The sequence below is a fragment of the Parvibaculum sp. genome (genome assembly GCF_039680535.1).
Taxonomy (GTDB): Bacteria; Pseudomonadota; Alphaproteobacteria; order Parvibaculales; family Parvibaculaceae; genus Parvibaculum.
Window position 1 is genome coordinate 258,753 of record NZ_JBDKSS010000014.1, and the last position, 21,790, is coordinate 280,542.

19 protein-coding genes and 3 pseudogenes are annotated in these 21,790 nt (G+C 56.6%); 12 read left to right on the top strand and 10 right to left on the bottom strand.

The features are described from left to right. The first annotated feature begins 88 nt into the window (after positions 1–88). Complete coding sequence (locus tag ABFC66_RS11895; protein ID WP_346741172.1) at positions 89–820, top strand: DUF4145 domain-containing protein; 732 nt, start codon at positions 89–91, stop codon at positions 818–820. Positions 821–1,357: 537 nt separating this feature from the next. Here ABFC66_RS11895 and ABFC66_RS11900 read toward each other — a convergent pair. Further along, a pseudogene (locus tag ABFC66_RS11900) lies at positions 1,358–1,450 on the bottom strand (transposase domain-containing protein); the annotation flags it as partial. Between the two features lie 67 nt (positions 1,451–1,517). Here ABFC66_RS11900 and ABFC66_RS11905 point away from each other — a divergent pair. Then, positions 1,518–2,683, top strand: a protein-coding gene (locus tag ABFC66_RS11905; RefSeq protein ID WP_346741173.1) for an IS3 family transposase whose coding sequence is annotated in 2 segments (ribosomal slippage) — positions 1,518–1,770 and positions 1,770–2,683 — 1,167 coding nt in all. Because the reading frame shifts where the segments join, the coding sequence is not laid out codon by codon here. Positions 2,684–3,084: 401 nt separating this feature from the next. Here ABFC66_RS11905 and ABFC66_RS11910 read toward each other — a convergent pair. From ABFC66_RS11910 to ABFC66_RS11925, 4 genes are all read right to left on the bottom strand, one after another. Beyond that, positions 3,085–3,498, bottom strand: coding sequence for a type II toxin-antitoxin system VapC family toxin (locus ABFC66_RS11910; protein ID WP_346741174.1), 414 nt, complete (start codon positions 3,496–3,498; stop codon positions 3,085–3,087). Next, a complete protein-coding gene (gene vapB / locus ABFC66_RS11915) occupies positions 3,498–3,743 on the bottom strand; it encodes a type II toxin-antitoxin system VapB family antitoxin (protein ID WP_346741175.1) in 246 nt (81 codons plus the stop codon). The genes ABFC66_RS11910 and vapB overlap by 1 nt, the downstream gene beginning before the upstream one ends. Positions 3,744–4,217: 474 nt before the next feature. Next, positions 4,218–6,020 (bottom strand): ABC transporter ATP-binding protein, encoded by a 1,803-nt coding sequence (locus tag ABFC66_RS11920; RefSeq protein ID WP_346741176.1) that lies wholly within the window; start codon positions 6,018–6,020, stop codon positions 4,218–4,220. Between the two features lie 135 nt (positions 6,021–6,155). After that, entirely contained in the window at positions 6,156–7,031 is an 876-nt protein-coding gene (locus tag ABFC66_RS11925; RefSeq protein WP_346741177.1) for a glycosyltransferase family 2 protein, read from the bottom strand. Between the two features lie 134 nt (positions 7,032–7,165). Between ABFC66_RS11925 and ABFC66_RS11930 the strand changes: the two are divergent. After that, positions 7,166–7,299, top strand: a pseudogene (locus ABFC66_RS11930) (IS5/IS1182 family transposase); the annotation flags it as partial. Positions 7,300–7,328: 29 nt separating this feature from the next. Here the strand turns inward: ABFC66_RS11930 and ABFC66_RS11935 are convergent. Further along, positions 7,329–7,496: pseudogene (locus ABFC66_RS11935) on the bottom strand (integrase core domain-containing protein); the annotation flags it as partial. A 49-nt stretch (positions 7,497–7,545) separates the two neighbouring features. Here ABFC66_RS11935 and ABFC66_RS11940 point away from each other — a divergent pair. The 9 genes from ABFC66_RS11940 (at position 7,546) to ABFC66_RS11980 (ending at position 14,526) form a co-directional block, all read left to right on the top strand. Continuing rightward, positions 7,546–7,905, top strand: coding sequence for a hypothetical protein (locus ABFC66_RS11940; protein ID WP_346741199.1), 360 nt, complete (start codon positions 7,546–7,548; stop codon positions 7,903–7,905). A 760-nt stretch (positions 7,906–8,665) separates the two neighbouring features. Further along, positions 8,666–9,025 (top strand): transposase, encoded by a 360-nt coding sequence (locus ABFC66_RS11945; RefSeq protein ID WP_246176968.1) that lies wholly within the window; start codon positions 8,666–8,668, stop codon positions 9,023–9,025. Further along, positions 9,022–9,375 carry an IS66 family insertion sequence element accessory protein TnpB gene (tnpB, locus tag ABFC66_RS11950; protein ID WP_152217685.1) on the top strand — a complete coding sequence of 118 codons (354 nt, stop codon included), beginning with the start codon at positions 9,022–9,024 and terminating at the stop codon, positions 9,373–9,375. The genes ABFC66_RS11945 and tnpB overlap by 4 nt, the downstream gene beginning before the upstream one ends. Positions 9,376–9,443: 68 nt before the next feature. Then, positions 9,444–10,982 carry an IS66 family transposase gene (locus ABFC66_RS11955; RefSeq protein ID WP_346741178.1) on the top strand — a complete coding sequence of 513 codons (1,539 nt, stop codon included), beginning with the start codon at positions 9,444–9,446 and terminating at the stop codon, positions 10,980–10,982. Positions 10,983–11,000: 18 nt separating this feature from the next. Then, the gene (locus ABFC66_RS11960; protein ID WP_346741179.1) at positions 11,001–11,678 is read left to right on the top strand and encodes a DegT/DnrJ/EryC1/StrS family aminotransferase; all 678 of its coding nucleotides are present in this window, start codon (positions 11,001–11,003) and stop codon (positions 11,676–11,678) included. Between the two features lies 1 nt (position 11,679). Further along, positions 11,680–12,663, top strand: a complete 984-nt coding sequence (locus ABFC66_RS11965; protein WP_346741180.1) for a glycosyltransferase family 2 protein — start codon at positions 11,680–11,682, stop codon at positions 12,661–12,663. 56 nt (positions 12,664–12,719) lie between these two features. Continuing rightward, positions 12,720–13,526 (top strand): WxcM-like domain-containing protein, encoded by an 807-nt coding sequence (locus ABFC66_RS11970; RefSeq protein ID WP_346741181.1) that lies wholly within the window; start codon positions 12,720–12,722, stop codon positions 13,524–13,526. After that, positions 13,523–13,888 (top strand): GtrA family protein, encoded by a 366-nt coding sequence (locus ABFC66_RS11975; RefSeq protein ID WP_346741182.1) that lies wholly within the window; start codon positions 13,523–13,525, stop codon positions 13,886–13,888. The genes ABFC66_RS11970 and ABFC66_RS11975 overlap by 4 nt, the downstream gene beginning before the upstream one ends. Before the next feature lie 56 nt (positions 13,889–13,944). Further along, positions 13,945–14,526: a GNAT family N-acetyltransferase gene (locus tag ABFC66_RS11980; protein WP_346741183.1), complete on the top strand. Its 582-nt coding sequence runs from the start codon at positions 13,945–13,947 to the stop codon at positions 14,524–14,526. A 19-nt stretch (positions 14,527–14,545) separates the two neighbouring features. On the opposite strand, the gene ABFC66_RS11985 is transcribed toward ABFC66_RS11980, so the two are convergent. The 4 genes from ABFC66_RS11985 to ABFC66_RS12000 form a co-directional block, all read right to left on the bottom strand. Next, the gene (locus tag ABFC66_RS11985; protein ID WP_346741184.1) at positions 14,546–16,582 is read right to left on the bottom strand and encodes a glucosyltransferase domain-containing protein; all 2,037 of its coding nucleotides are present in this window, start codon (positions 16,580–16,582) and stop codon (positions 14,546–14,548) included. A gap of 109 nt (positions 16,583–16,691) precedes the next feature. Next, positions 16,692–17,936, bottom strand: coding sequence for a hypothetical protein (locus ABFC66_RS11990; RefSeq protein ID WP_346741185.1), 1,245 nt, complete (start codon positions 17,934–17,936; stop codon positions 16,692–16,694). A 298-nt stretch (positions 17,937–18,234) separates the two neighbouring features. Beyond that, entirely contained in the window at positions 18,235–19,044 is an 810-nt protein-coding gene (locus tag ABFC66_RS11995) for a class I SAM-dependent methyltransferase (protein WP_346741186.1), read from the bottom strand. A 66-nt stretch (positions 19,045–19,110) separates the two neighbouring features. Further along, positions 19,111–21,790, bottom strand: a 2,680-nt coding sequence (locus ABFC66_RS12000; protein WP_346741187.1) for a glycosyltransferase, incomplete at its 5' end; no start/stop codon positions are given.

A 21,790-nucleotide genomic window follows, 5' to 3' on the forward strand; every position in this document is an offset into this window, starting at 1 on the left:
CACAGGAGGCGGTCGCATTCGGAACTTAATGATTTCAGAGGATGGAATCTGGCAATAGGATGGGGAACAAACCTTTGGGAGATTCCATTTGTCCGACCCACAGAAGACAGAGATTGTGAAGGGTCATTGCCCAGACTGCGGCCCTGACCGTTTTGCCGATGTGGTGGGGCATCACGTTAGTAGATTCGATGACGACGAGGCCGGCATCTGGGGCCAGACAGATTATCGCATTTTACAGTGCCGAGGGTGCGGCAGAGCTTATTTTCAGATCGACGAAGTTTTTTCTGAAGATGTAGATCACGTCCAAGATCCACATACTGGTGAATGGGAGCAATACCTCCCCCATAAATTGTCGTACTGGCCATCGCCCTCAAAGAGGGAGAGACCTGATTGGGCCTTTGAGCTAGATGTAACAGACAGCGAATTGGGCACATTGTTCGGTGACATTTATGGCGCATTAAATGCTGACCTGCGTGTCCCTGCGGCGATCGCTGCGAGAACAGTTTTTGATCGCGCATCTGAACTGCTTGGAATTGATCCAGCGATTACATTTGCGGAGAAACTCGACGAACTCGCCGACGCTGGAAAAATCAGCACCGACGAAAAGGGCACACTAGAAGTTTTGACCGACGCCGGCAGCGCAGCCGCTCATCGAGGTTGGCGGCCCAAACCTCGCGAACTGGAAACGATGATCTCGATTATCGAAGCATTCCTACACCGCACCTTCGTGCTCGGTGAAGCTGCGCGAGAACTGCGAGCTAAAATACCGCCGAAGGCCAAGCGCAAAACCAAGAAAGCAAAAGCGAAAAGCACCACCTAACGTTGCGCGTCTTTTCGCTGAACTACGCCTACCTCAGTCTCTTAAAAGGAGCTTGCCCACCAAGAAACGGAGGTGAAATACAAAGGAGGCCATTTCATCAAATCCATGAAATAGCAAAATAAAATCTATCCGAACCTTCTCAGACGAGGTTCGGGTAAAAAGAGACAAAAGCCGATCAGAGACCAATTTCGGCGTTCTCGGCAGTCTCTAAGGTTCGGTCGCTATCAGCAAAACCGGGCGGAAGTTGGGGATTTTCTGGCCTCGTGAGGCCCATCTCATTGATTCGCGATGAGATGTTGGCGGGCCGCGACCGACGATGATGAGCATTATGTCTACGCTATAGCCCTATGAACGGCAGATCGTTGGAAGCCGGAACGGCCTCGTTCACCGGGCCGATTTTGCGCCGGGGACGATGCGTATCATTCCAGGGTATACCCAAGGGCTCGATATCCCGTTCGTCGCTTTGCCGCCATTCGCGCCAACAAGGGCACCGCTTCATCGACGTAATCGACGACAACAACGTAAGCGATGTTTCGCTCACACCTTGACTGGATAATTCCAAGGGAGCAGATCGTTGATCTGGCTTTGCTTGTGGCCGTTGACGATCCTGGTAAGGACATTAGTGAGCCAGTGACCTGCCCCTGCGATTTTCCTCCAGCTAGATTTAGAGTCCGGCCTTATGGAAGGGAGACGGACGATGAAGAGGAATCGATTTACGCAAGAGCAGATCATTGGTGTTCTGCGGGAACATGAGGCCGGGGCGAAGGCCGGTGATCTGGCTCGCAAGCACGGCATCTCGGAAGCGACGCTATACAACTGGAAGGCCAAGTATGGTGGCCTTGACGTGTCGGAGGCTCGCCGGTTGAAGGCGCTGGAAGACGAGAACGGCAAGCTGAAGCGGCTTTTGGCTGATGCGATTCTGGATGCTTCTGCGTTGCGGGAACTTCTGGCAAAAAAATGGTAGGGCCCGCCGCCAAGCGGGAAGCTGTCGCTCTTCTGCGAGAGATGTTCCAGATGAGTGAGCGCCGGGCCTGCTCCGTGATCGCGGCGGATCGCAAGATGATCCGCTATCGCTCGTGTCGGCCAGCAGAGACGGAACTGCGGGCAAGGCTACGTGAGCTGGCCAATGAGCGTCGGCGCTTCGGCTACCGGCGCTTGTTTATCTTGCTGCGCCGGGAAGGTGAAGCATCAGGGATCAACCGCATCTACCGGCTCTATCGGGAAGAGGGGCTGACGGTCCGCAAGCGCCGTTCCAGACGAAGAGCTATTGGCGTGCGTGCGCCGATCCTCGTTGAGGCAAAAGCCAACGCCCGCTGGTCGCTCGACTTCGTGCACGATCAGATGGCGAATGGCCGCCACTTCCGGGTTCTCAACATTGTCGATGACGTGACGCGCGAATGTCTGGCCGCGATCCCCGACACCTCGATCCCGGGTGTGCGCGTGGCCCGGGAGCTGACTACCCTGATCGAACAACGCGGCAAGCCCGGGATGATTGTCTCTGACAACGGCACGGAGTTCACCTCGCATGCGATCTTTGCCTGGTCAAAGGACCATGTTGTCGACTGGCACTACATCGCGCCCGGCAAGCCTATGCAAAATGGCTTCGTGGAGAGCTTCAACGGGCGGATGCGGGACGAGCTGTTGAACGAAGCTCTGTTCTTCGGCATCGAACATGCCCGTCAGGCCATCGCCGAATGGGCAGACGACTACAACACAGGTCGACCGCATTCGGCGCTCGGCTACCAGACACCGGCAGACTTCGCCGCCAAACTCACCGCAACAGGCTGTCACCCTGCGCTTTGTGATGGCTCCGTGTGCCAGCCTGTTGCTCAAACCGCCCGAGAGGGCATAATCATGCCGTAACTCTAATCCCCGTTGGGGGAAACTTCAGTGGCAGGTCAGCCTAGCAGGCTGTTGAACAAATAGCCGATTTTCTCGGGATTTGTTCAACAGCCTGTTAGAGCCACGGCAAGTTCAGTAACCTAAGGACACTCGACGCTGAGGCGGCGTTGCTCAACAAGCCATGTCGTCAATTTGGCCTTTTCTTGATTCGTTAGACTTGGGTGAATGGAAAGAGCAATATCTGCAATCCAATAGCGTCCGCCAGCGCGGGCAGAATCGACTGTGCTTGCGCCGCCGCCATTACAATCGCCTGGATCTCTGTTTATCTCGGCTGGTGTCTTCCAAATCGGACATTCATTTTCGCTCGATACGAATATTCCTTTCCTGAATCACGGTGGCGGGTGGTTGGGCGGGTGAGATAATCACGCCCAATCCTCGAACCGCAGTCCCTGCACACGCGCGAATTCGCGCGTGTTGTTCGTCACCAGCACGCATTCGGCGGCCAGCGCATGACCCGCAATCATGATGTCATTGCCGCCGATGGGCGTTCCCATTGCTGCCAGATCCTGCTTGATGCGCATGGCCTTTTCCGCAGCCACCGCTTCCCATGGCAGGATGGCGGAGAGACGGGTGACGAAAGCATCCACCAGTCGCGCATGACGGGGCGAGGCGTTGCGGCCGACCGTGCCCAACAGCATTTCGTAATAGGTGATGACCGAGATAACGATCTGGTGCTGGCTTTCTGCCACCTCTTGCAAACGTTCAATAACGGAGGCCGGGCGCTCGCGCATGATGAACGAGCAGATATTGGTGTCGAGCATATAGATGGCCGGCATCAGTGCTTCCCATCATCAAGAGAGAACCGCCCCTCTTCAATGAGGTCAGGCCGCTCGCGCAGGAAATCCGCATCCGCGTGAGTTTCATCCATGAAGGACAGCCAGTCCGGCCGGACGGGACGCAGCAGGATCGTATCGCCCTGCCGCTCGATGGTCAGTTCGGTCACCCCCTGGAACTCAAAGTCCTTGGGCAGGCGGATTGCCTGGTTGCGGTTGTTGCGAAAGATGGACACGGTGCGGGTCATGGAACACCTCCATAGTGAGGAAGACATGGTAACATATGCCTTGCATATGTCAATTCCCATCTCTACGCCGCAGCACGCTCAAGCGCCTCTGCATCCTCCATGAGCACCTTCATTTCTGCCGGAGGCGAGACGCACAAAGTTCTATATGCCTCCAGGAACCCCAGCCAAACGTTCCAAAAACCGGCGGAATACAAGGCTTTCTAGGGCTCCAAAGCCGCTGTGCCACACAGGTGAGACACCTGCCCACAGCGCACAAGGAGCGCTGAATGGGCAGCAGAAGCTGAAGAGCAATATACGCCACGCTGGACGAGCCCGTCATGGCCGCTTAACTCGGACCAGATAGCCCCGGCAAACCCGGGGCGGTTCAGTCCTCCTCCGAGCCAAGGCGTCGCCCCGGCCCCCCCTTTTCTCAGGCCCGCTCAATCTGCTACTGCGTCGTACCCACAGACTCGAACCGGTACGGATTTTCCGTTTCTAATTCGCGCTCGCCACGATCCTGGCCACAGGCTCACGGAACTGGAGCGCGCAGAGATGCGCATAGAGCCCTCCTTTCGCAATCAATTCGCTATGGGATCCAGACTGCAGTACCTCACCATTCTCCATGACATAAATTTTATCTGCATTACGTACCGTTGAAAGTCGATGCGCAATGACAACTGTCGTCCGACCTTCCATGAGACGATCGAGGGCCTCCTGAACCTTGTGTTCGGATTGTGCATCAAGAGCTGAGGTCGGCTCGTCAAGCAAGAGAATTGGAGCATCTCTCAGCATCGCGCGCGCGATGGCAATGCGCTGACGCTGACCACCAGAAAGTCGTCCGCCACCTTCTCCGACGGGCGTGTCATATCCGAATTCAAGCGCAGAAATGAAATCGTGTGCATTGGCATTTTTTGCGGCTTCCACCACCTCGTCGTCCAACGCGCCAGGTTTCCCGAAGGCGATGTTTTCCTTTATCGTTCCATCAAAGAGAAACGTATCCTGAGTAACCAGCGCAATATTCCGACGAAGCGACTCGAACAAAACAGTGCGGAGATCCTGACCGTCTATCGAAATATTTCCACTCACGGGGTCATAAAATCTCTCGATAAGCGCAAAGATTGTTGTCTTTCCGCCTCCCGATGGCCCCACCAAAGCTGTTACGCCGTTGGGTTGAATATCCAGGGATATGTTGTTCAGGGCTGGAGAATTGCCATAGGCAAACGACACATTCTCAAGCGCGATGCGACCTTCAGTAATCGACAGATCAACGGCGTTGGGCGCCTCATCAGTGTCGATTGGCTGATCAAGTATCTCGTAGAGCATCGAAACGCCGACGATATTGGAATGGAACTGCACGTTAAGACGAGCAAGACGCTTTGCGGGTTCATAAGCCATCAACATCGCCGTAATAAATGAAAAAAAGCCACCTGCATCGGCTCCGTTTTCAATCACATTCCAGCCGCCATATATGATGATCCCCGCAATGGCGAAGCCCCCTAAGGACTCCATCAATGGTCCCGTCATCGCGCCCGTTACAGCAATTTTGTTGGATCGCTTCTCCACATCTCTGATGGCCCGCCCCATCGCCTTTCGCATCACGTCTTCGAGACGGAATGACTTTACGATACGTATACCGATCGCTGTTTCCTGCATCGTGGAGACGATCTGAGCGAGCGATTTTAATTCCGCGCGCATAATCAATTTCACGCGCTTTACGAGCCTCGTGACGCCGATGACTGCTCCCGGCATGATGAGTAAAACCACCCCGGACATCAGTGGATCCTGCGCGATCATGACTGCGGTTAGCGCAATGAGGGACATCAGGTCGCGCCCAAGACTTGTCATGACAAGATCTACGACCGCACGGGCCGCCTGCGCGTTGTATGACATTCGCGTCGCCAGATCACCGAATGTATGACGCTGATAGAAACTGATTGATTGATCCAACAGGCGATCAAAAATCCGCCGCTGCAGGGAAGCGATGATTGCGTTTCCAATGCGCGTAAGTATCACCTCTTGTCCATAGCTCGACAAGCCTTTGACCGTGTAGATGGTGATCACGGCCCCTGCGATCAGCCAGATCATATTTTCCTGTTTGTCGATGAAGATCCGGTTGATAATGTCCTTCATGATCCACGCGCTGGCGCCTGTTGTCACTGCGACAAGACCCATGCATGCGAAAGCACTCAGATACCCCAGTTTGTGTTCTGCAACATTTTCAACGAACAGCCGCCTCATTAGCGGCAACACCTGTTCCGGGTTTCCGAAAAACTTCGCTACGATCCAGCGTTTTATCATCTTTACCACCAGAGGTCGGAATCTGCGGAACGACTCAGTATGCAAACAAATGTTCTGAGTGTCCGTCGCTTGCCCGCAATCGGGCTGGTTGAGGTATCGACTGACGTACTAGAGTGTCACCGTCAGTTTCCAGGCTCAAAGGTTTTTTAATGCGTCGAGCCGCCCCATGGCCGCCGCAACGCGCTTCAGATCAAGTTTCAAAATCGCAATCAACAGACGTTTAACAGCCTTGCGAAACTCCCGATCCGGATCGAACCCAAGGCCATATTTTTTCAGAACATACTTACGGGAAACAAGGCGCTCCCTCGCCTTGAATCGCAAAAGTCGCAAAGACTGAGGGCTCGAGCCACCCGAAACATGGAAGACCTCGGCTTCGGGTTCATAAATCAACGACCATCCGGCTCTCGTCAGACGCAAACTGAGATCATCATCGTCATGATAGAGGAAGATATTTTCGTCAAAGCCGCCTATTGAATTGAATGCGCTCGCGCGACAAAGCAATGCGGCTCCGGTCAGAAGCGGCACACAACTCGCAGCCTCCGGCTCGGGAGGCGCGCTTCTGTCATACGGGTGCAGGACCGAGGAATACCGCCATGGCAATCGCCCCGAGTCGTTGAAAAGCCGTGGAGCAACGGCGCCAGCGTCAGGAAATCGCTGCGCCGTCGCAACCATGGTTTCCAGCGCGCCCGCCCTCAATGCAGCATCGGGATTCATGAAAAGAATGAATTCGCCATTACATTTGGATGCGCCCAAATTCGACGCCCGGGTAAAGCCCAGATTTCTATCGCCGCAAATGCATTGCGCGCCAGCTTTACGCGCAAGTGCCACGGAATCATCACTGCTCGCATTATCCACCGCGATAACCCCTACACCAGACGGCACAGAACGTATCGCGCGCTCAACGACCTTGCTGCTGTTGAACGTCACCAGCACGACAGACACTGCGTGGCCACCCGAGCCAGGCACCACAGGATGGTTTTGAGAAAATTCTTCGACCATCACCTCAAACATTCAATAGAATAAAAACCTGAAGAATGACATCGACCATTTTATGTCCCGCCCAAGTAAGAGCCCTCTGAAAATTATGTTGAGTGATTTCAGAGGCTTATAATTCTTTCTTGTTTGCAAAGACGACGGAGGATCGGATGGCCCGGACTGAAATCATTTGGGAACAATATGATCGGAGGCGTCTGCACTATGCAAGTGATTGTACGGACGAGGAATGGGCGTTGATCGAGCCCTTCATCCAGATCCGCACAAGGTCGACCGACCGCGCAAATGGCGGATGCACGAGACATGGAGCATGACCTAGGTATGGAACCTCGACAGGTTGTTCCCATCTATGCCGAGTCGGCTGATAGGTGGCTTTGATTCGATGCTGCCATGCGGCCGGTGCCAATTATAGTGGTGCATCCAGTATGGCAGTTCGGCGGCGCGCTGGTCTGAGGTTTGGTAGGCGCGAGCATAGGCCCATTCAGGTGCAAGCCATCCAGCAACAAGACTTTGAAAGAATATCTGAACGGGGGTGGAGCTCGACGGCTTCAGCCAGACCGTGGGCGCCGGATCGGCCAAGCGCGTCCATCGCTATCGTTGGATGGAAGACGTGCCGCTCAGGGACAGCAAGGACGCGCTCACCATCAACTGGCTGGAGATCGAGATCGTCAGGCCGAATGGCAAGGTGACCTACCGCAACAGCTTCGTCACCGATTTGCCCGTGACCCGGAAAACTGCCGCTGAGATCACCGCCTACCACCTCTTCCCCTCCTGGCATATCCTCATGCGAACCATCATCACCGGAATGCCGCCACCCAAAACAGCCTGCCCCTCAACCCCACCTCCGGACAAACCTCCAAACTCCAACCCATTCCCGGCGGCGCTATCGTGAGAACTGCTGGGCATCCACACTGAAGGTTGACCGACCGGGCAGCCTCAGTGTCTAATGAAAGAGACAACTCGTTTTGGCGGGTCGGGAGGGAGCAACATCTGGAGGGCCGCTCATCCGCAGATGCAGGTCGGCTGGATGGTGGGCACTTGTTAAGCGTTCTTATGCAATGTCCTACCGCAAATGGTCGTCCGGGTAGCGACAGCGGAGTTCCTTGCAATATGAGTCAAATCGTTCCGTTTAACGATCTGCTGCGCCAGAACAACGCCTTGAAGGATGAACTGACCGACACCAGCGCGCGCGTCGTTGCGAGCGGTTGGTATGTTCTTGGGACAGAGAACCAGAGGTTCGAGCAGGAGTTCTCCGCCTACTGCGGCTCCGACCATACGATAGGCCTCGCCAATGGTTCAGACGCCCTCGAATTGGGACTGCGCGCCCTCGGTGTTACCTCGGGCAGCGTGGTTGTAACCGTTGCGAATGCCGGCGGATACGCGACCACAGCAATTCGCTCGATCGGTGCGATCCCCCTTTATATCGATGTCACGCCGGACAGATTTCTCCTCGACCAATCGAAGCTGGGTGCCCTGCTCGACTCTCATCCCGTCTCAGCAGTGGTTGCAACTCACCTTTTCGGTCGCATGTGCGAGATGACCGTAAGCGGTGTTTTGCCCCCACATTACCTCTGGCGTCGTGATCTGCGATCACCTTTTGATGGAAGATTGCAGGGAGTTTCTCCATGGAGAGTACATTGGAGGTTCTCACGATGGGCAAGACCGAACGTGAGGGACATCGCCGCTGGCCGGATGATGTCAAGGCGCGGATTGTTTCGGAGAGTTTGCGACCGGGGGTGAGGGTTGGCGAGGTGGCGGCGCGTTATGGGCTCAATCCGAACCACCTGTCATCGTGGCGTACGATGGCGCGCCAGGGCAAGCTGGTCTTGCCCGCTCCGGCGGATGCGGTTGAGTTTGCGGCGATGGTTGTGGAGCCGCCCGAGGCCGGGTATCCGTCGGGGAATATCAGCCGTCCCGAGATCATAGTTGGTGCTGTCACGATCCGTCTGGAGGAAGGCGCGTCAGCCAGCCGGATCGTTACCGTTGCGCGTGCGTTTGCGGTCTCGGCATGATCTTTCCGTCAAACCGCGTACGGATCATGGTGGCGACGAAGCCGGTAGACTTCCGCAAAGGACATGACGGGTTGGCGGCGCTGGTGAAGAATGAGCTGCGCAAGGACCCGTTCACAGGCACGGTCTATGTGTTCCGGTCGCGCAAGGCCGATCGTTTGAAGCTGATCTACTGGGATGGCAGCGGTCTGGTGATGGCCTACAAGCGGCTGGAAGAGCATAGCTTTACCTGGCCTGATATCAGGGACGGCCTGATGAGCTTGAATCACGCTCAGTTCGAGGCCCTGTTTGCGGGGCTTGATTGGCGGCGGGTTCGCACCGTCGAAACGAGAGCGCCGAAAGCTATCGAATAGCTGCGGCACGGTGACTCGGCTGTCTGATTCCAAAGGCAAATCGGGGCCGGATTTGGTAGACTTGGCGCATGCCTGAGACCGCTGATCTTCTCGATAACATTGCTGCCCTGAAGGCGCTGCTGATCGCCGCGACGGCGCGTGAAGCTCGTAAGGACGAGCGGATCGAACGACTGGAAAAACTGGTTGCCGCCTTCAGGCAGGCCGCCTTCGGGCGCAAATCCGAGAGGGCCGATCCTGATCAGTTTGATCTGGCGCTGGAGGACCTGGAAACCGCCATTGCGACCATCCGGGCCGAGGAAGGAGCCGATGTTGCGCCGAGCAAACGAGCCTCCAAACCACGCGCGCCCAATCGTGGTTCGCTTCCGGGCCATCTTCCTCGTATCGAAGAAGTTATCGAGCCGGAAAGCCTGATCTGCACCTGTGGCGGATGCCTGCATTGCATCGGGGAGGATGTATCGGAGAGGCTGGACGTGGTCCCGGCTCAGTTCCGCGTCATCATCACGCGCCGCCCGAAGTATGCCTGCCGTTCCTGCGGCGATGGTGTGAGGCAGGCCCCGGCACCGGCTCATCTGATCGAGGGCGGGATTCCAACCGAAGCAACAATCGCGCATGTGCTGGTCTCCAAATATGCCGATCATCTCCCCTTGTACCGACAGGCGCAGATATACAGCCGCCAGGGCATTGATTTGGACCGATCCACGCTGGCCGATTGGGTTGGCAAGGCGGCATACGAACTGAAGCCTGTATTTGAGGCGCTGATCGCCGATCTGAAATGCTCTTCAAAGCTGTTTATGGATGAGACGCGGGCGCCTGTGCTGGACCCGGGGCGCAGAAAAACCAAAACAGGTTACTTCTGGGCCCTGGCGCGTGATGACCGGCCTTGGGGCGGTGAAGACCCACCCGGTGTTGCCTTCACCTATGCGCCGGGGCGATCTGGCCAATATGCTGAACGGATATTGCAGGGCTTCACGGGGGTTCTGCAGGTTGATGGCTATACCGGATACAACAGACTGATTGGGCCCGAGCGCATCGGCGGGGACATCCGGCTTGCCTATTGTTGGGCCCACGCGCGGCGTAAGCTCTATGAGGTTGCGCAAAATGCGACCGCGCCGATTGCCGAGGAAGGGCTCGGCCGCATTGCGGCCCTCTATCAAATTGAAAAGGACATCGCAGGCTTGAGCGCTGAGGCGCGTCTGGCAGTACGACAGGCTCGATCAAAACCACTGATCGCCAACATGGAAACATGGCTCGTCCATCACCGCGCCCGCGTCTCACCCAAGGCGCCGCTTGGTGAGGCGCTCAAATATATTGCCAAATACTGGGATGGGCTCTGCCTGTTCCTGACCGACGGGCGCGTCGAGGTGGACAACAACAGCGTCGAGCGCAGCATCCGGCCAATAGCCATCAATCGGAAAAACGCACTCTTTGCAGGTCATGATGCTGGTGCCGAGAACTGGGGCGTCATCGCCTCGCTCGTTGAGACCTGCAAACTCAACGACGTCGATCCACAGGCCTGGCTCACTAATGTCCTTACCAGGATCGTCAACGGACACAAGCAAAGCCAGATCAAAGATCTGCTCCCTTGGAATTATCCAGTCAAGGTGTGAACGAAACATCGCTTACAGATGACCCAGCTCATGGCGATTTGCACAAGCCGCAGCATTCCGGTTATCGAAGATTGCGCACAGGCCCATGGCGCAGTGATGGCAGGCCGAAAGGCCGGCACGTTCGGCGACCTCGGCTGCTTCAGCTTTTATCCGACCAAAAATCTCGGCGCTCTCGGGGACGGCGGCGCCATCGTCACCAGCAACAGCGATATTAGCGAGCGCGTGCGATCGCTCCGGCAATACGGCTGGAAGAACAAATATCAGATCATGATGCGAGGCGGACGCAACAGTCGGCTTGATGAAATGCAGGCCGCCTTTCTCCGCGTAAAATTGCGCTATCTCGACGAATGGAATATCCGCCGACGCGAAATCGCAACACGCTACAAACTGCTGCTCGACAACTCGAAGGTGACGGTTCCGGTCCACGAATGCGAGAGTTACGTCGCACATCTGTTTGTCGTGCGATGTGTGGATCGCGAGGCGCTCCGTGAGCGTCTTCGAGCGGCCGGCATCGGCAACGACATTCATTATCCGATACCCGATCATCATCAACCCGGATGGCGCGATCTCCCAGGCAGCGATCTGAGCCTGCCCATAACCGAGCAGCTTTCGAAAGAAATACTCTCCCTTCCCTGTTATCCCGAATTGCGCGACGACGAGATCGACGCGGTCATTCGCGCTGTGAACGGGTGGTAGATTGCTCTATTCGATCATCATCCCTGTCTATAAAAACGCTGAATCGATTGGGGAATTGATCCGGGCCCTGGCCGATATACAGCTATCTGTCCGAACGCAATTCAGCATGGATATCGAAGCTGTTTTCGTCGTCGACGGCAGTCCCGATGGCAGCATCTCGATCCTCGATCAGCGGCTGCCGTCAGCCCCGTTCCGCTCACAGCTTCTCGCTCACGCCAGGAATTTCGGCTCCTTCGCCGCGATCAGAACGGGACTTGCCGCCGCCAATGGCGAGTATCTTGGAATGATAGCGGCCGACCTTCAGGAGCCTCCGGAATTGCTGGTCGCGTTTTTGGAGCGGCTCGTCGACAATTCCTCAGACATCGTCGTCGGCGTTCGCGAAAGCCGCGAAGATCCCATGTTGACGCAGATGTCTTCCGGCCTGTTCTGGAAGATATACCGCAGCCTCGTCATCCGCGAGATCCCGGAGGGAGGTGTCGATCTATTTGCCTGCACACGCCAAGTGAGAGACCAACTGCTCGCGCTGGGCGAGTCGCATAGCTCGCTGATCGGCCTTGTCTACTGGATCGGCTTCCGGCGTTCCGAAGTCTCCTATACCCGCAGGGCGAGAAAATACGGCAGGAGTGCCTGGACCCTCCGTAAAAAAATCGACTATTTGCTGGACAGTATCTTCGCCTTCACGGACCTGCCGATCAGGATACTGACTATCTTGGGCCTGGCGGGCATGCTTCTCGCTTCTGTCTGGGGATTTCTCGTTCTCATTGCGCGCGTCTTTGGCAACATCCCGGTTTCCGGCTACGCAGCGACCGTCCTGACCATCGTCTTCTTCGGCGGGCTGAATACTCTTGGTATCGGCCTTGTTGGTCATTACGCCTGGCGAACCTATGAAAATACCAAAAGACGTCCGATCGCCATCGTGCGGTATGCTCGCCATTACGGGCCAGTGGAGAGCCCTGCCGAACGAACGGTCGATCGGTTCGGTTAACCGTGGCACGGTCCAAGCCGAGGTCCCGACGACTCTCATTAAATCGCGGATGAAAGATGATCGATCAGAGCGCATTTATCGACCCAACCTCGACCTTGTCACCCTCCGCGACCATCGGGCCTCTCGCCTATGTTGGACCGGGCGCGGTCGTGGGTGACTCCGTCGTGATCGGTCCCGGCGCGCAGATATTGTCGGATTCCGACCGGCCGACCATCATCAAGCCCTGGGCCGTGATCGGCGGCGGTTCGACTGTCACGGCGGGGGTCGAGATCGGCACTTACGCCCGGATTGGCAGTGGCGTGGTAGTCGCTGAGAATGTTCCGCCGAACATGATACTCTCGGCGCCGAGACCCCGGGTGCTCGGCTATGGGGAGGGTTCCGGGCAACCCGTCGCCCGGCGGCATTTTTCTAGGGACTCCAAGCTCGACGCACCGACGAAGATTGGCGTAGGCGCAGGCGAGCTGTGGCCGGTGCCGGTCTTCTCCGATCTCCGAGGCTCGCTCAGCGCGATTGAACTTTCGACCAATCTACCGTTTCGGCCGGAACGCATTTTCCTCATCTATGGCGTTCCAAGCGAGGAAATGCGGGGCGATCATGCCCACAGGCGCTGCGCACAGTTTCTCGTCGCGGTGCATGGCAGCGTCTCGCTCATTCTCGACGACGGCGAGCGGAGCGTCGAGGTCCGGCTCAATCGCCCAAACCTGGGGGTCTACATGCCACCGATGATTTGGGGCACTCAATACAATTACAGTTCCGACGCAGTACTGATGGTCTTTGCTTCACACTCCTACGATCCGTCCGACTACATAAGAAGCTACGATCAATTCAAAGCGATCCTCGCTTCGCAAGAAACGACGAGATGAAGAGACTCTTGGTATTCGGCTTGGTCGGTGCAGCGAATACCATCGCGACCTACGCATTGTTTCTGCTTCTGGTCCACCTTCTCTCACCTGGCATTGCTTATGTCGTCGCATATCTGGCGGGGCTTTTGGCTGCGATCACCGCCAATCTGAAAATCACCTTTCAAACCAATGTCGACACCGTATCCTTCTCACTTTCCGCTGCGGTCTATCTGTTTTCGATGGTTGTGTCGGCTGGCTTCGTATCCCTGCAGACACGTTGGGGCATTGAACCGTGGTTGAGCGGCATCTTTGGCATAGCGGTCAGTTTCACTCTGAACTATCTCGGGCTTTGGATGATAAGTTCGGTCAGGCGGACGTCATGACACGGAATTCTCGCCGCTCGCTCGCCGCACAAGCGCAGTTATAGGAAGGCGAACCAATGTCTGATAAAGGCTCTTCTCTAGTGGAGAATTCAGCGCTCGATCAGCGAAGACGGACGCATTTCAAGCCGGTCAGGCCGGACGACGCCGAGTTCATTCTCTCGCTCCGCACCGACCCGCAGCTGAATTCTTTTCTAAGTCCGGTCGACGACAGCGTGGAAGCCCAGCGCCGATGGATCGAAAGCTACGTCGCACGAGAGGACAGAGGGGAAGAATATTACTACCTGATCATGCACGAAGGCCGCCGCGCCGGAACGGTTCGGCTTTATGATTTTCAATTCGAAAACGGAATCAGATCGTTTAGCTGGGGAAGCTGGATAATTCCAGCGCCGCGTCCGAAGGGGCTCGCAAATGTCAGCCTGTGTCTCGTTTACAAAATCAGCTTTTCGAGCCTTGGGTTCAACCGCTCGCATTTCAAGGTCGACCTCCGGAATCTCAAGGTGATCGAACTTCATCTCCGCACCGGTGCTGAGCGGCTCGCCGACAGCGACGGGGATGCAAATTTCTATTTCTGGCCAAAAGAAATGAAATCGCTCTGGGCTCGTCATAAAGAAGCCCTCGTCGAGCACGAGCAATACTAAACAGCTTCCTTCGCTCCGGTCAGATCCCCGGTCGACTGTGCCTACAAAGCAATTGCATGTCTCGGATCGTCACCCTCTGGTTGCTGTCCACCGGATCGAGCCTGAAGCTATCGGCGAATCCGGTCCGGCTGATGATCTGAAGACGAATGTCGACAAAGCCTCCATCCGGGGCTGGCGCGATTTGTGTGTCCGTCGAGGTCTCTCCGTTAAATTCGCCTTGCCCCGGCGGCTTGTAGAAGATCTGGACGCCGGTAGGCCGCTCGACCTTGAGCTGCATACGCAATTCGATACGGCTGCAGCTCTTGACGAGCTGAGCGTCGCCGGTCTCGAAAATGAGTTGCGGATCGCTCACCGTGCTAAGAGCGATCTCGCTGCCCGTCCGCGCCTCCACCAAACCGTTCCGCAGCGACCATTTGCCGGCTGGGGCGTCCGAGAGGCTGAAAAAGGGCTTCTCCTGTCCTCTGTCCGGCAATCCGTCGCCCGACAGCAAATCCCGATAGTTCGGATTTGGAATATCCGACAGCTTAACCAGAACGACACCATCTGACCTAACCCGAACCGCGCCCTCGGCAGGCCAAGGGGGCATATCGACGAACTCGTCGAGCAGCTCCGGCCGACGCTCCGGCCGCACCACATCGAATATCGGTAGTCCGATGAGCTTCAAATAAGTCACCATCCGATATGGATTTCCTCTGTCCCACTCAAAGAAGGACGCTCCAATCGTCGAACCGTCGATCTTCGAATAGGGGCTTTTGAAAGGTCGGAATCCGAAGACGTCGATCGTCAATGGCTTGTCGCGCGCGGTTGCCGACGACAGGCGAGCGACCCGCTCCGAGAGCGCAAGAGCCATTTGCCGATCATTGACTTGCACGAGATCGCGGGTCGCGTTGAAGGCCGCAAGCGTTTTGAACATCGAGAAATAGAGCACGAGCAGCGCCACGAATCCGATGCGCTTCAGTCCCCCGCTCGCATTCGGGAAGCCCAACAGGACCATTCCTGCGAAAACCGTCGGCACTGCGACAAGGGATCTCACAGGCATGCTGCCGCCGCTCATCAAATTCATGCCGAACGGTGCAAGCAGCAGCACCACGACCGCCAATAGTCCGAGGATTGCCCCTCGTGTGGCCGCAATTCTGCGGGCGTGGAGGACCATCCCGACGGCAGCCATGACGAGCAGAACCGCAACAGCCGGAGATTTGTAGCCGTAAACGTCGTCCTTGCCGAAATAGACCTGACGCATCTGGCTCACGAGATGCGAAAGAACATCGCCCGGCTGGTTGAACAGATCATCCAGCCGCACAAACCCCTGAATATAGGAGACGTCTGTCTGCGTACCTTTCATGAATAGTTTGAGAAGGAGGGCATAGATCGCGAGCGATGCGATGAGGACCGCTCCTGCCGCCAAACAGTCGACAAGAACAGCTCTCGCCATTCTCCCGTCGAAGGCCATTGCGACGATTGCCAGGCAAAACATTACAGCGAGATCGAGAGCAAAAGACTGATAACAACCGATCGCCGCCGCTCCCGTCAGCGCAGCGGCAGCGAGCAGCGCAATGCCCTTCCCGTCGATACCGGCCCTCTCGCGCTCTGCACGCAGGAGGAAGGCAGACCAACAACACAAGAAGACGCCCAGCCCGGCAGCCGCCGTATTGCTCTGGAAGGCTGTCAGGAACGCCCAGGTCGGAAATGCGGAAAACAGAGGAAAAGCAAGGAGCGACCAGAGCCCCATCCGCTCGCGCCCCAGTGCCCTGAGGAAAAGCAAGTAGCCGGCCGCACAAAACAGCCCAAATAGCGCCAATGGCAGAAAGGGCAAGACCGGCTGGGGGACGACGAACCGCTCCCACAAGTAGATCGTCCAGCGTCCCTGTGCTACCCAGGCGGCCGCATTCTCCCGAAAGGCGGCAAATTCATCATCGACCGACAGCGTGAAACTTGTGAGGCCGTCGAGATTGAATATCGCGAATGACAAAAACAGAACCGCGATCGATTTGATCCGCGCCTCGATCTTTGCGGTATCGATGTCCTTTCGCCAGAAGTCGCCCGTAAATCTTCTCAATCTAGCCCCTTTTTTCGCGGCTCGTGATTCTTTCTTCCGTGTCGTTTCTCACTGGAGACCAACGCCGACCGTCCCATATCATCGGCGACAGCGAGCGGATCGAGAGCTTTCATTGATGGCCCTCCGCAGATTGAGGTGTGTCCTGTGATTGTCCTTCCCCCGCCTCTGGGCGTTTGAACAACCGTCCCTCGGAACGGCCATATGACAGGTAGTGGACCACGGGATCGCTGCCTGCGGCGAGCACGTCCGGATTCAGGACGAGATACTCAACCGAATTGAACCCTTCCGGCAACTCGTCTCCGTACCCTGCCTCGTCGGATACAGGGCGCATAACATACCGTCGTAGACGAACATAGGGAGAAGCTTCGTCCTGCCAGCGCTTTACGCTTTCTACGACGAGCAGAAACAACTCCTTCGATATGTGATCCACTGGCACCTGCGGCCCCTCAGACCGGTTATCCATGTTGACGTCGATAACCGGCACACCTGTATCGACCATGTATCGTATCAGGGATGCCAGGAAAGGAGCGTTGGCATCCCTGATCGCCGAGGCCAGAACCGGATCGAAATGCCGGTAATGAGGGATGTCGGGTTTGGCCCTCAGCATTTCATTTGAGATTTTTTTGCTTAAGGCCGAATCTCGGAAAATGCGATTGATCACGAGAAGTACTTCGAGCTCTTCGAAAGTCAGAGACCTGTTGACTCTGATGTTGGATGCGCCCGCCGCCAACTCCGCTGAAACGCCCAGTTCGGCGGCAAAGCCCTCAATCAGCTTGGAGTCTCTATAGACCAGCAACTTGATGTTGCCGAAAAGCTGAATGCAGCGCGTCAGCGCTTCCTGATAGCTAAAGCAGTTTCGCAAAGCATAGGCTTGGAATTCCTCGCTGAGGCCGTCGCCCTTGACGGCTTGCCCCCAGGCCGACCAAAGCCACCAGTATGGATCGCGGACGTAGGCGAGTACCTCTGGTCTGAACAACTCAGATGCCCTGATCCTGAAAAACTCGAGGTTCTCCTCAAGACCTAGCGGAATGAACTCACTCGAAAGAAGCACCGAGTGACAACCGAGATCAGCGGCCTGTGCCGCATAGCTCTCAAGGAGCGATGAAATCGCGTCGAAATTCCCTCTTTCCGCCCCCCTGCGCGGCGTGTTTAACAGCGCCACCAGATCGTTGCCGTTCCCGCCGAGAATATTGCCGCCATTCGCCAGGCACGGATAGAGAACGCCATCAGCGGCCAGCTGATCGGCACGCTCGGCTAGCCAGTGCTGTATCGCACTCGAGCCCGTCTTATTCGGACCGACATGCAACACGAACCTCGGCCGCATTGGACCTCCTGCGCCGACGTTCGATCCCATCTCGTCTCCCAAAATCATTTTCCTTCCGCCCAACTCTCTTGCCTGCACTTGGTCCCATGAACGAGGCCCGCTTACGAAGAAAACTGTACCGCCCGCAAGTCCTCTCCTGCCGACATATCCGGATGCGATCGGCATGAACTCCGGCCCGCCGGGGACGATTCCCGGGAACAGCTCACAACGACGAAACACGTGGCGAAAACCCCTGTGAAGTCGAAACTTTTTCGCTTCCGTTCCTTCTGCATCTCTCCACCTTCGGTGACGGCGCAGTGTCCGCTCCGCCCTGATATAAAAGCCGCGCTCAGGCGACCACCACCTTCTGCCCCCAGAGCGGCTGCTCGACGAAATGGCGTCCTTTCGCCAATTGCGCGCGAAAGTTTTTCGCCTGAGGTTCGACCTCGTCCGCCAGGATGGCGGCCTCCAGCATCTCCTTGTATTGCGCCGCGCTCGCGCGATGCGCCAGGAAGAGCTTGTTCGAGATATAGGCCACCGGGACAACCAGGCGAGGCACCGCAAAGAATTTGTGGATCGCCTCGTTGACGCCGAGCGTCAGCGGATTGAGAAAATCGTCGGCCGCGATGATACCATTATGCGCAACCAGATTCTCGCAAAGTTGCAGATCGAGAAAGACATCGTCGCACTCATGCGACCCGTCGATGCTGATGAAGCGCGCCTTGCCGCCTAATTGGCTCAGAATATCTTCGGTCGAACATGCGGAAGAATGACGATGCCAGAGCGTCACGTCGGCCTTCAACGTCTCATCGCTGAGCGACAGCATTTTCAGCACGTGCTTCTCGTCTCTCCACTGAAATGTGTCGATGCCAAGCAGCTTGTCGCCGTTGCGCTGCGCTGAACGCGCCAGAAGCGAGAAATATTTCCCGCAAAAGACGCCGATCTCCATCAAGGGTCCGCCGATCCCGTTGTCGTGCTGGAAATCCAGAATGTCCATCGTCCTGAGGGATGTGAACCTGTTCAGCCAGCCTTCGGTCTTCTCCACGACCGCATCCTGGAACTCGACATTGGTCATACGTGACACACTCCGGGCATCGTTCACGACTCGTCCGACGAGCGGGATATGGGCGGAAATCGACTTGCCGATCTTTAGAAGCATTTTTTCCTCATGTACAGCGTCATTCCGCCGCCTGCCCTCTCCAGATAGAGCGGGCCATCAGGCCGGTCACTCCGCTGCAAAGGCGGGCACAGCGTTCAGCAGTATGTCATTTATAGCACTAGCGTCGGACATCTTTGACAACGGTATCAATGTTCCGTTGCCCGCTTGCCGCAATCTCGCCGCCGGCGCCCCCATCTCGAAGACGCATACCGGGAGCTTGCTCGAGATCGCGATGGACAGAGTGTAGCAATAAGTCTCGGGCCAAACGGATGGTAAGAGAGCGATATGCGCGCCCGCTTCCTCGATGCGATCATAAACTTCGTGCTCCGCATAAGTTCCCGTGACCGTGACGTTGGGCCTGCTGGCAAGCTCGGGAATGTTGGTATAGCCGACAACCGTAAAATGGATGGGAAGGCTTCGCCGCGCCGCATCATCAGCGCAGTCCCGAAGAATCTCGGAGCCCTTATGCGAACCGATTGCGCCAATAATCACGACATTGAGCGTGCCTCCGCGATAGGGCTTCGCAACGGGACGGATATAGGAAGCGGCCGGCTCCTCATGCGGTCGCACCATGACGGAAATGTCCGGAAAATACTTCCGAAGCCGCGTAGCCGTATCGCTACTGGGAGCAGCGACCTCGCGCGCTTGAGCGAGAAAGCGTTCATATTGCGCCCGCCATTCAACAATATCGGTCATACCGCAGCTTGCGGCATCGGGATGGATGACGTTTTGGGTTTTAGCCCCGGCGCGCAGGCAGCGCCGACACTGCTCCTCTCCCTCTTCACCGCAATAGACCCCGCTCTCGTCGATAAGATTGATCCGAGGACAAACCGGCACATAGTCATGCACCGTGAAATCGAAAGGGATCCCGAGCGACCGAGAAATCATTGGAATGGATTGCAGAATCTCCGCAGACCACCCGACCGTACTATGGATTTCGATGGCATCAATCGGGAGCGATCGAAGGAATTGCACGAAAGCGTCGCCGTCCCCGTCCATATCAAAGTCGGGTAAATTCGGTAGTACTGGCCTTTCGCCAATGCAGGACAGCCGGATCCTGTTCCCATCCGGAGAACCGGGAACAGCCATCAGAAAAGCCTCGCCCGCATCTCGATTCAATTCCGCACGATCTTTTATGTAGCGCTCGATGCCACCGCCCATCAGGTGCGTGAAGCACAATATGATGCGCTGTTGATCTCCTTTTAAAAGGCGGGCGGCATCAAGCCTTTGACGCGCTTTTCGTGCCGGATCGACGCCGATATATTTTTCCACGCGCGCGATATAGCCTGGATGTTTGGCTATAAGCGCTTTTAAACCCGCCTTTTTGGCTTGCGAAGCGTCCGCACCGAAGGAGGTTTCACCGGAATGGAATACAAAAACGTCCAGCGCGTGAACATTCCTCATGCCCTGCTCGAAAGCTCTCACGCAGAAGTCGTTCTCTTCCCCATACCCCCTGCCGAAAGTCTCGATGTCGAAGAGACCAATCACATCGAGAGCCCTTCGCGTGATGTACATGCAGAAACCGACCCCCGTCGGGACTTCGACCGACCGGTCTCGATTTACCCGCGCGGCGATGAGATCGAGTTCAGAAAAGGAGACTTCGAGTTTGCCTGGATTATCCCGACAAAACTCGGGATAGCTGCAAATCGTGCCGTTGTTCGTGAAGGGCGTGATAGATGCGACATCTGGTCCCGCGTGAGCCCGGACGCGGTCGACCCAATCGTTGAAGACCAGCGTATCGCTGTTGAGCAGCAGCACGTCGCGATCCGGATGAAGCGCCATGCCGCGATTGACCGTGCCGACGAAGCCGAGATTCCTCTCGTTGCGGAGCAGCGAGATGAGCCCCATCCTCGCGAGCCTGTCGAGAGCGTCCGACAGATCCGGTTCGGGCGAGGCGTCGTCGATCACCACGAGTTCGTAAGGGGTCTTGTTCTCGCTCGTCAGCACCGAATGTATGCAGGCCAGCGTGTCGGCGTATCCGCGATAAACGGGAATGATCACGTCGACAAGCGCCGATCCGTTGGCTGATGTTTTTCGCTCGACCGCCAGAGCCTCGAAGGCGCTCCAGTCCGGGGCAGCAGGCCTCCACTGCGGCACGACAGGCTTAATGACGCTTCCGCTGTCGAGAAAATGTTTAAGAAGAAGGGTGCGGGCATTCGTCAGTGACGGGTGTAGCCGGAGATAGGAAGCCGGGTCGAAATCCGCACTCGGACGACGCATCTCACGCTCGCCCCATTGGATGTAATGCAAAAGAGGATTGATTCCGGAGGATCGGACATCGGGATTCTGGCTCAGATAATATGCGCTGTCGAAGAGGGGATTTGGCTTGCGCCCCTCGAAGGCACCGAACAAAAGATAATGGACTATCGGTTCATGTTTCGAAGCGGCGACATCCGGATAGGCCCGTTTATACCACTTTCTGTCGAAAAGACCTGAACCCGCAACGACCCGGCAAACTCTCGCCAATTCCGAGCGCCCGAGCCGTCGCGCGACCGTTCCAATGGCGCTTCGCCGCCGTGCCGCACGATCACTGTTCGAAAGCAGAAGAGCCAGAACATCATACCTGCGTTTCTCGACACGCATCTTTTCGTCGAGAGCTTCGGCCTTTGCCAGCGCCGCAACGAGGCTCTGGTCCCGCTCTGCCAACTCGACTTTGGCGCTCTCGTTCAATTGAGCCAGCAAATCGATCTCTGCCAGCGCCGCAACCAGGCTCTGGTCCCGCTCTGCCAACTCGACTTTGGCGCTC

Bases quoted from the DNA above. Each gene is read 5' to 3' on its own strand.
- ABFC66_RS11975 (WP_346741182.1), top strand. From the start codon at position 13,523: ATGAAGAGACTCTTGGTATTCGGCTTGGTCGGTGCAGCGAATACCATC.
- ABFC66_RS11945 (WP_246176968.1), top strand. From the start codon at position 8,666: ATGGGCAAGACCGAACGTGAGGGACATCGCCGCTGGCCGGATGATGTC.
- ABFC66_RS11920 (WP_346741176.1), bottom strand. From the start codon at position 6,020: ATGATAAAACGCTGGATCGTAGCGAAGTTTTTCGGAAACCCGGAACAG.
- ABFC66_RS11970 (WP_346741181.1), top strand. From the start codon at position 12,720: ATGATCGATCAGAGCGCATTTATCGACCCAACCTCGACCTTGTCACCC.
- ABFC66_RS11980 (WP_346741183.1), top strand. From the start codon at position 13,945: ATGTCTGATAAAGGCTCTTCTCTAGTGGAGAATTCAGCGCTCGATCAG.
- vapB (WP_346741175.1), bottom strand. From the start codon at position 3,743: ATGACCCGCACCGTGTCCATCTTTCGCAACAACCGCAACCAGGCAATC.
- ABFC66_RS11990 (WP_346741185.1), bottom strand. From the start codon at position 17,936: ATGGGATCGAACGTCGGCGCAGGAGGTCCAATGCGGCCGAGGTTCGTG.
- ABFC66_RS11960 (WP_346741179.1), top strand. From the start codon at position 11,001: ATGACCCAGCTCATGGCGATTTGCACAAGCCGCAGCATTCCGGTTATC.
- ABFC66_RS11910 (WP_346741174.1), bottom strand. From the start codon at position 3,498: ATGCCGGCCATCTATATGCTCGACACCAATATCTGCTCGTTCATCATG.
- ABFC66_RS11925 (WP_346741177.1), bottom strand. From the start codon at position 7,031: ATGTTTGAGGTGATGGTCGAAGAATTTTCTCAAAACCATCCTGTGGTG.
- tnpB (WP_152217685.1), top strand. From the start codon at position 9,022: ATGATCTTTCCGTCAAACCGCGTACGGATCATGGTGGCGACGAAGCCG.
- ABFC66_RS11995 (WP_346741186.1), bottom strand. From the start codon at position 19,044: ATGCTTCTAAAGATCGGCAAGTCGATTTCCGCCCATATCCCGCTCGTC.
- ABFC66_RS11955 (WP_346741178.1), top strand. From the start codon at position 9,444: ATGCCTGAGACCGCTGATCTTCTCGATAACATTGCTGCCCTGAAGGCG.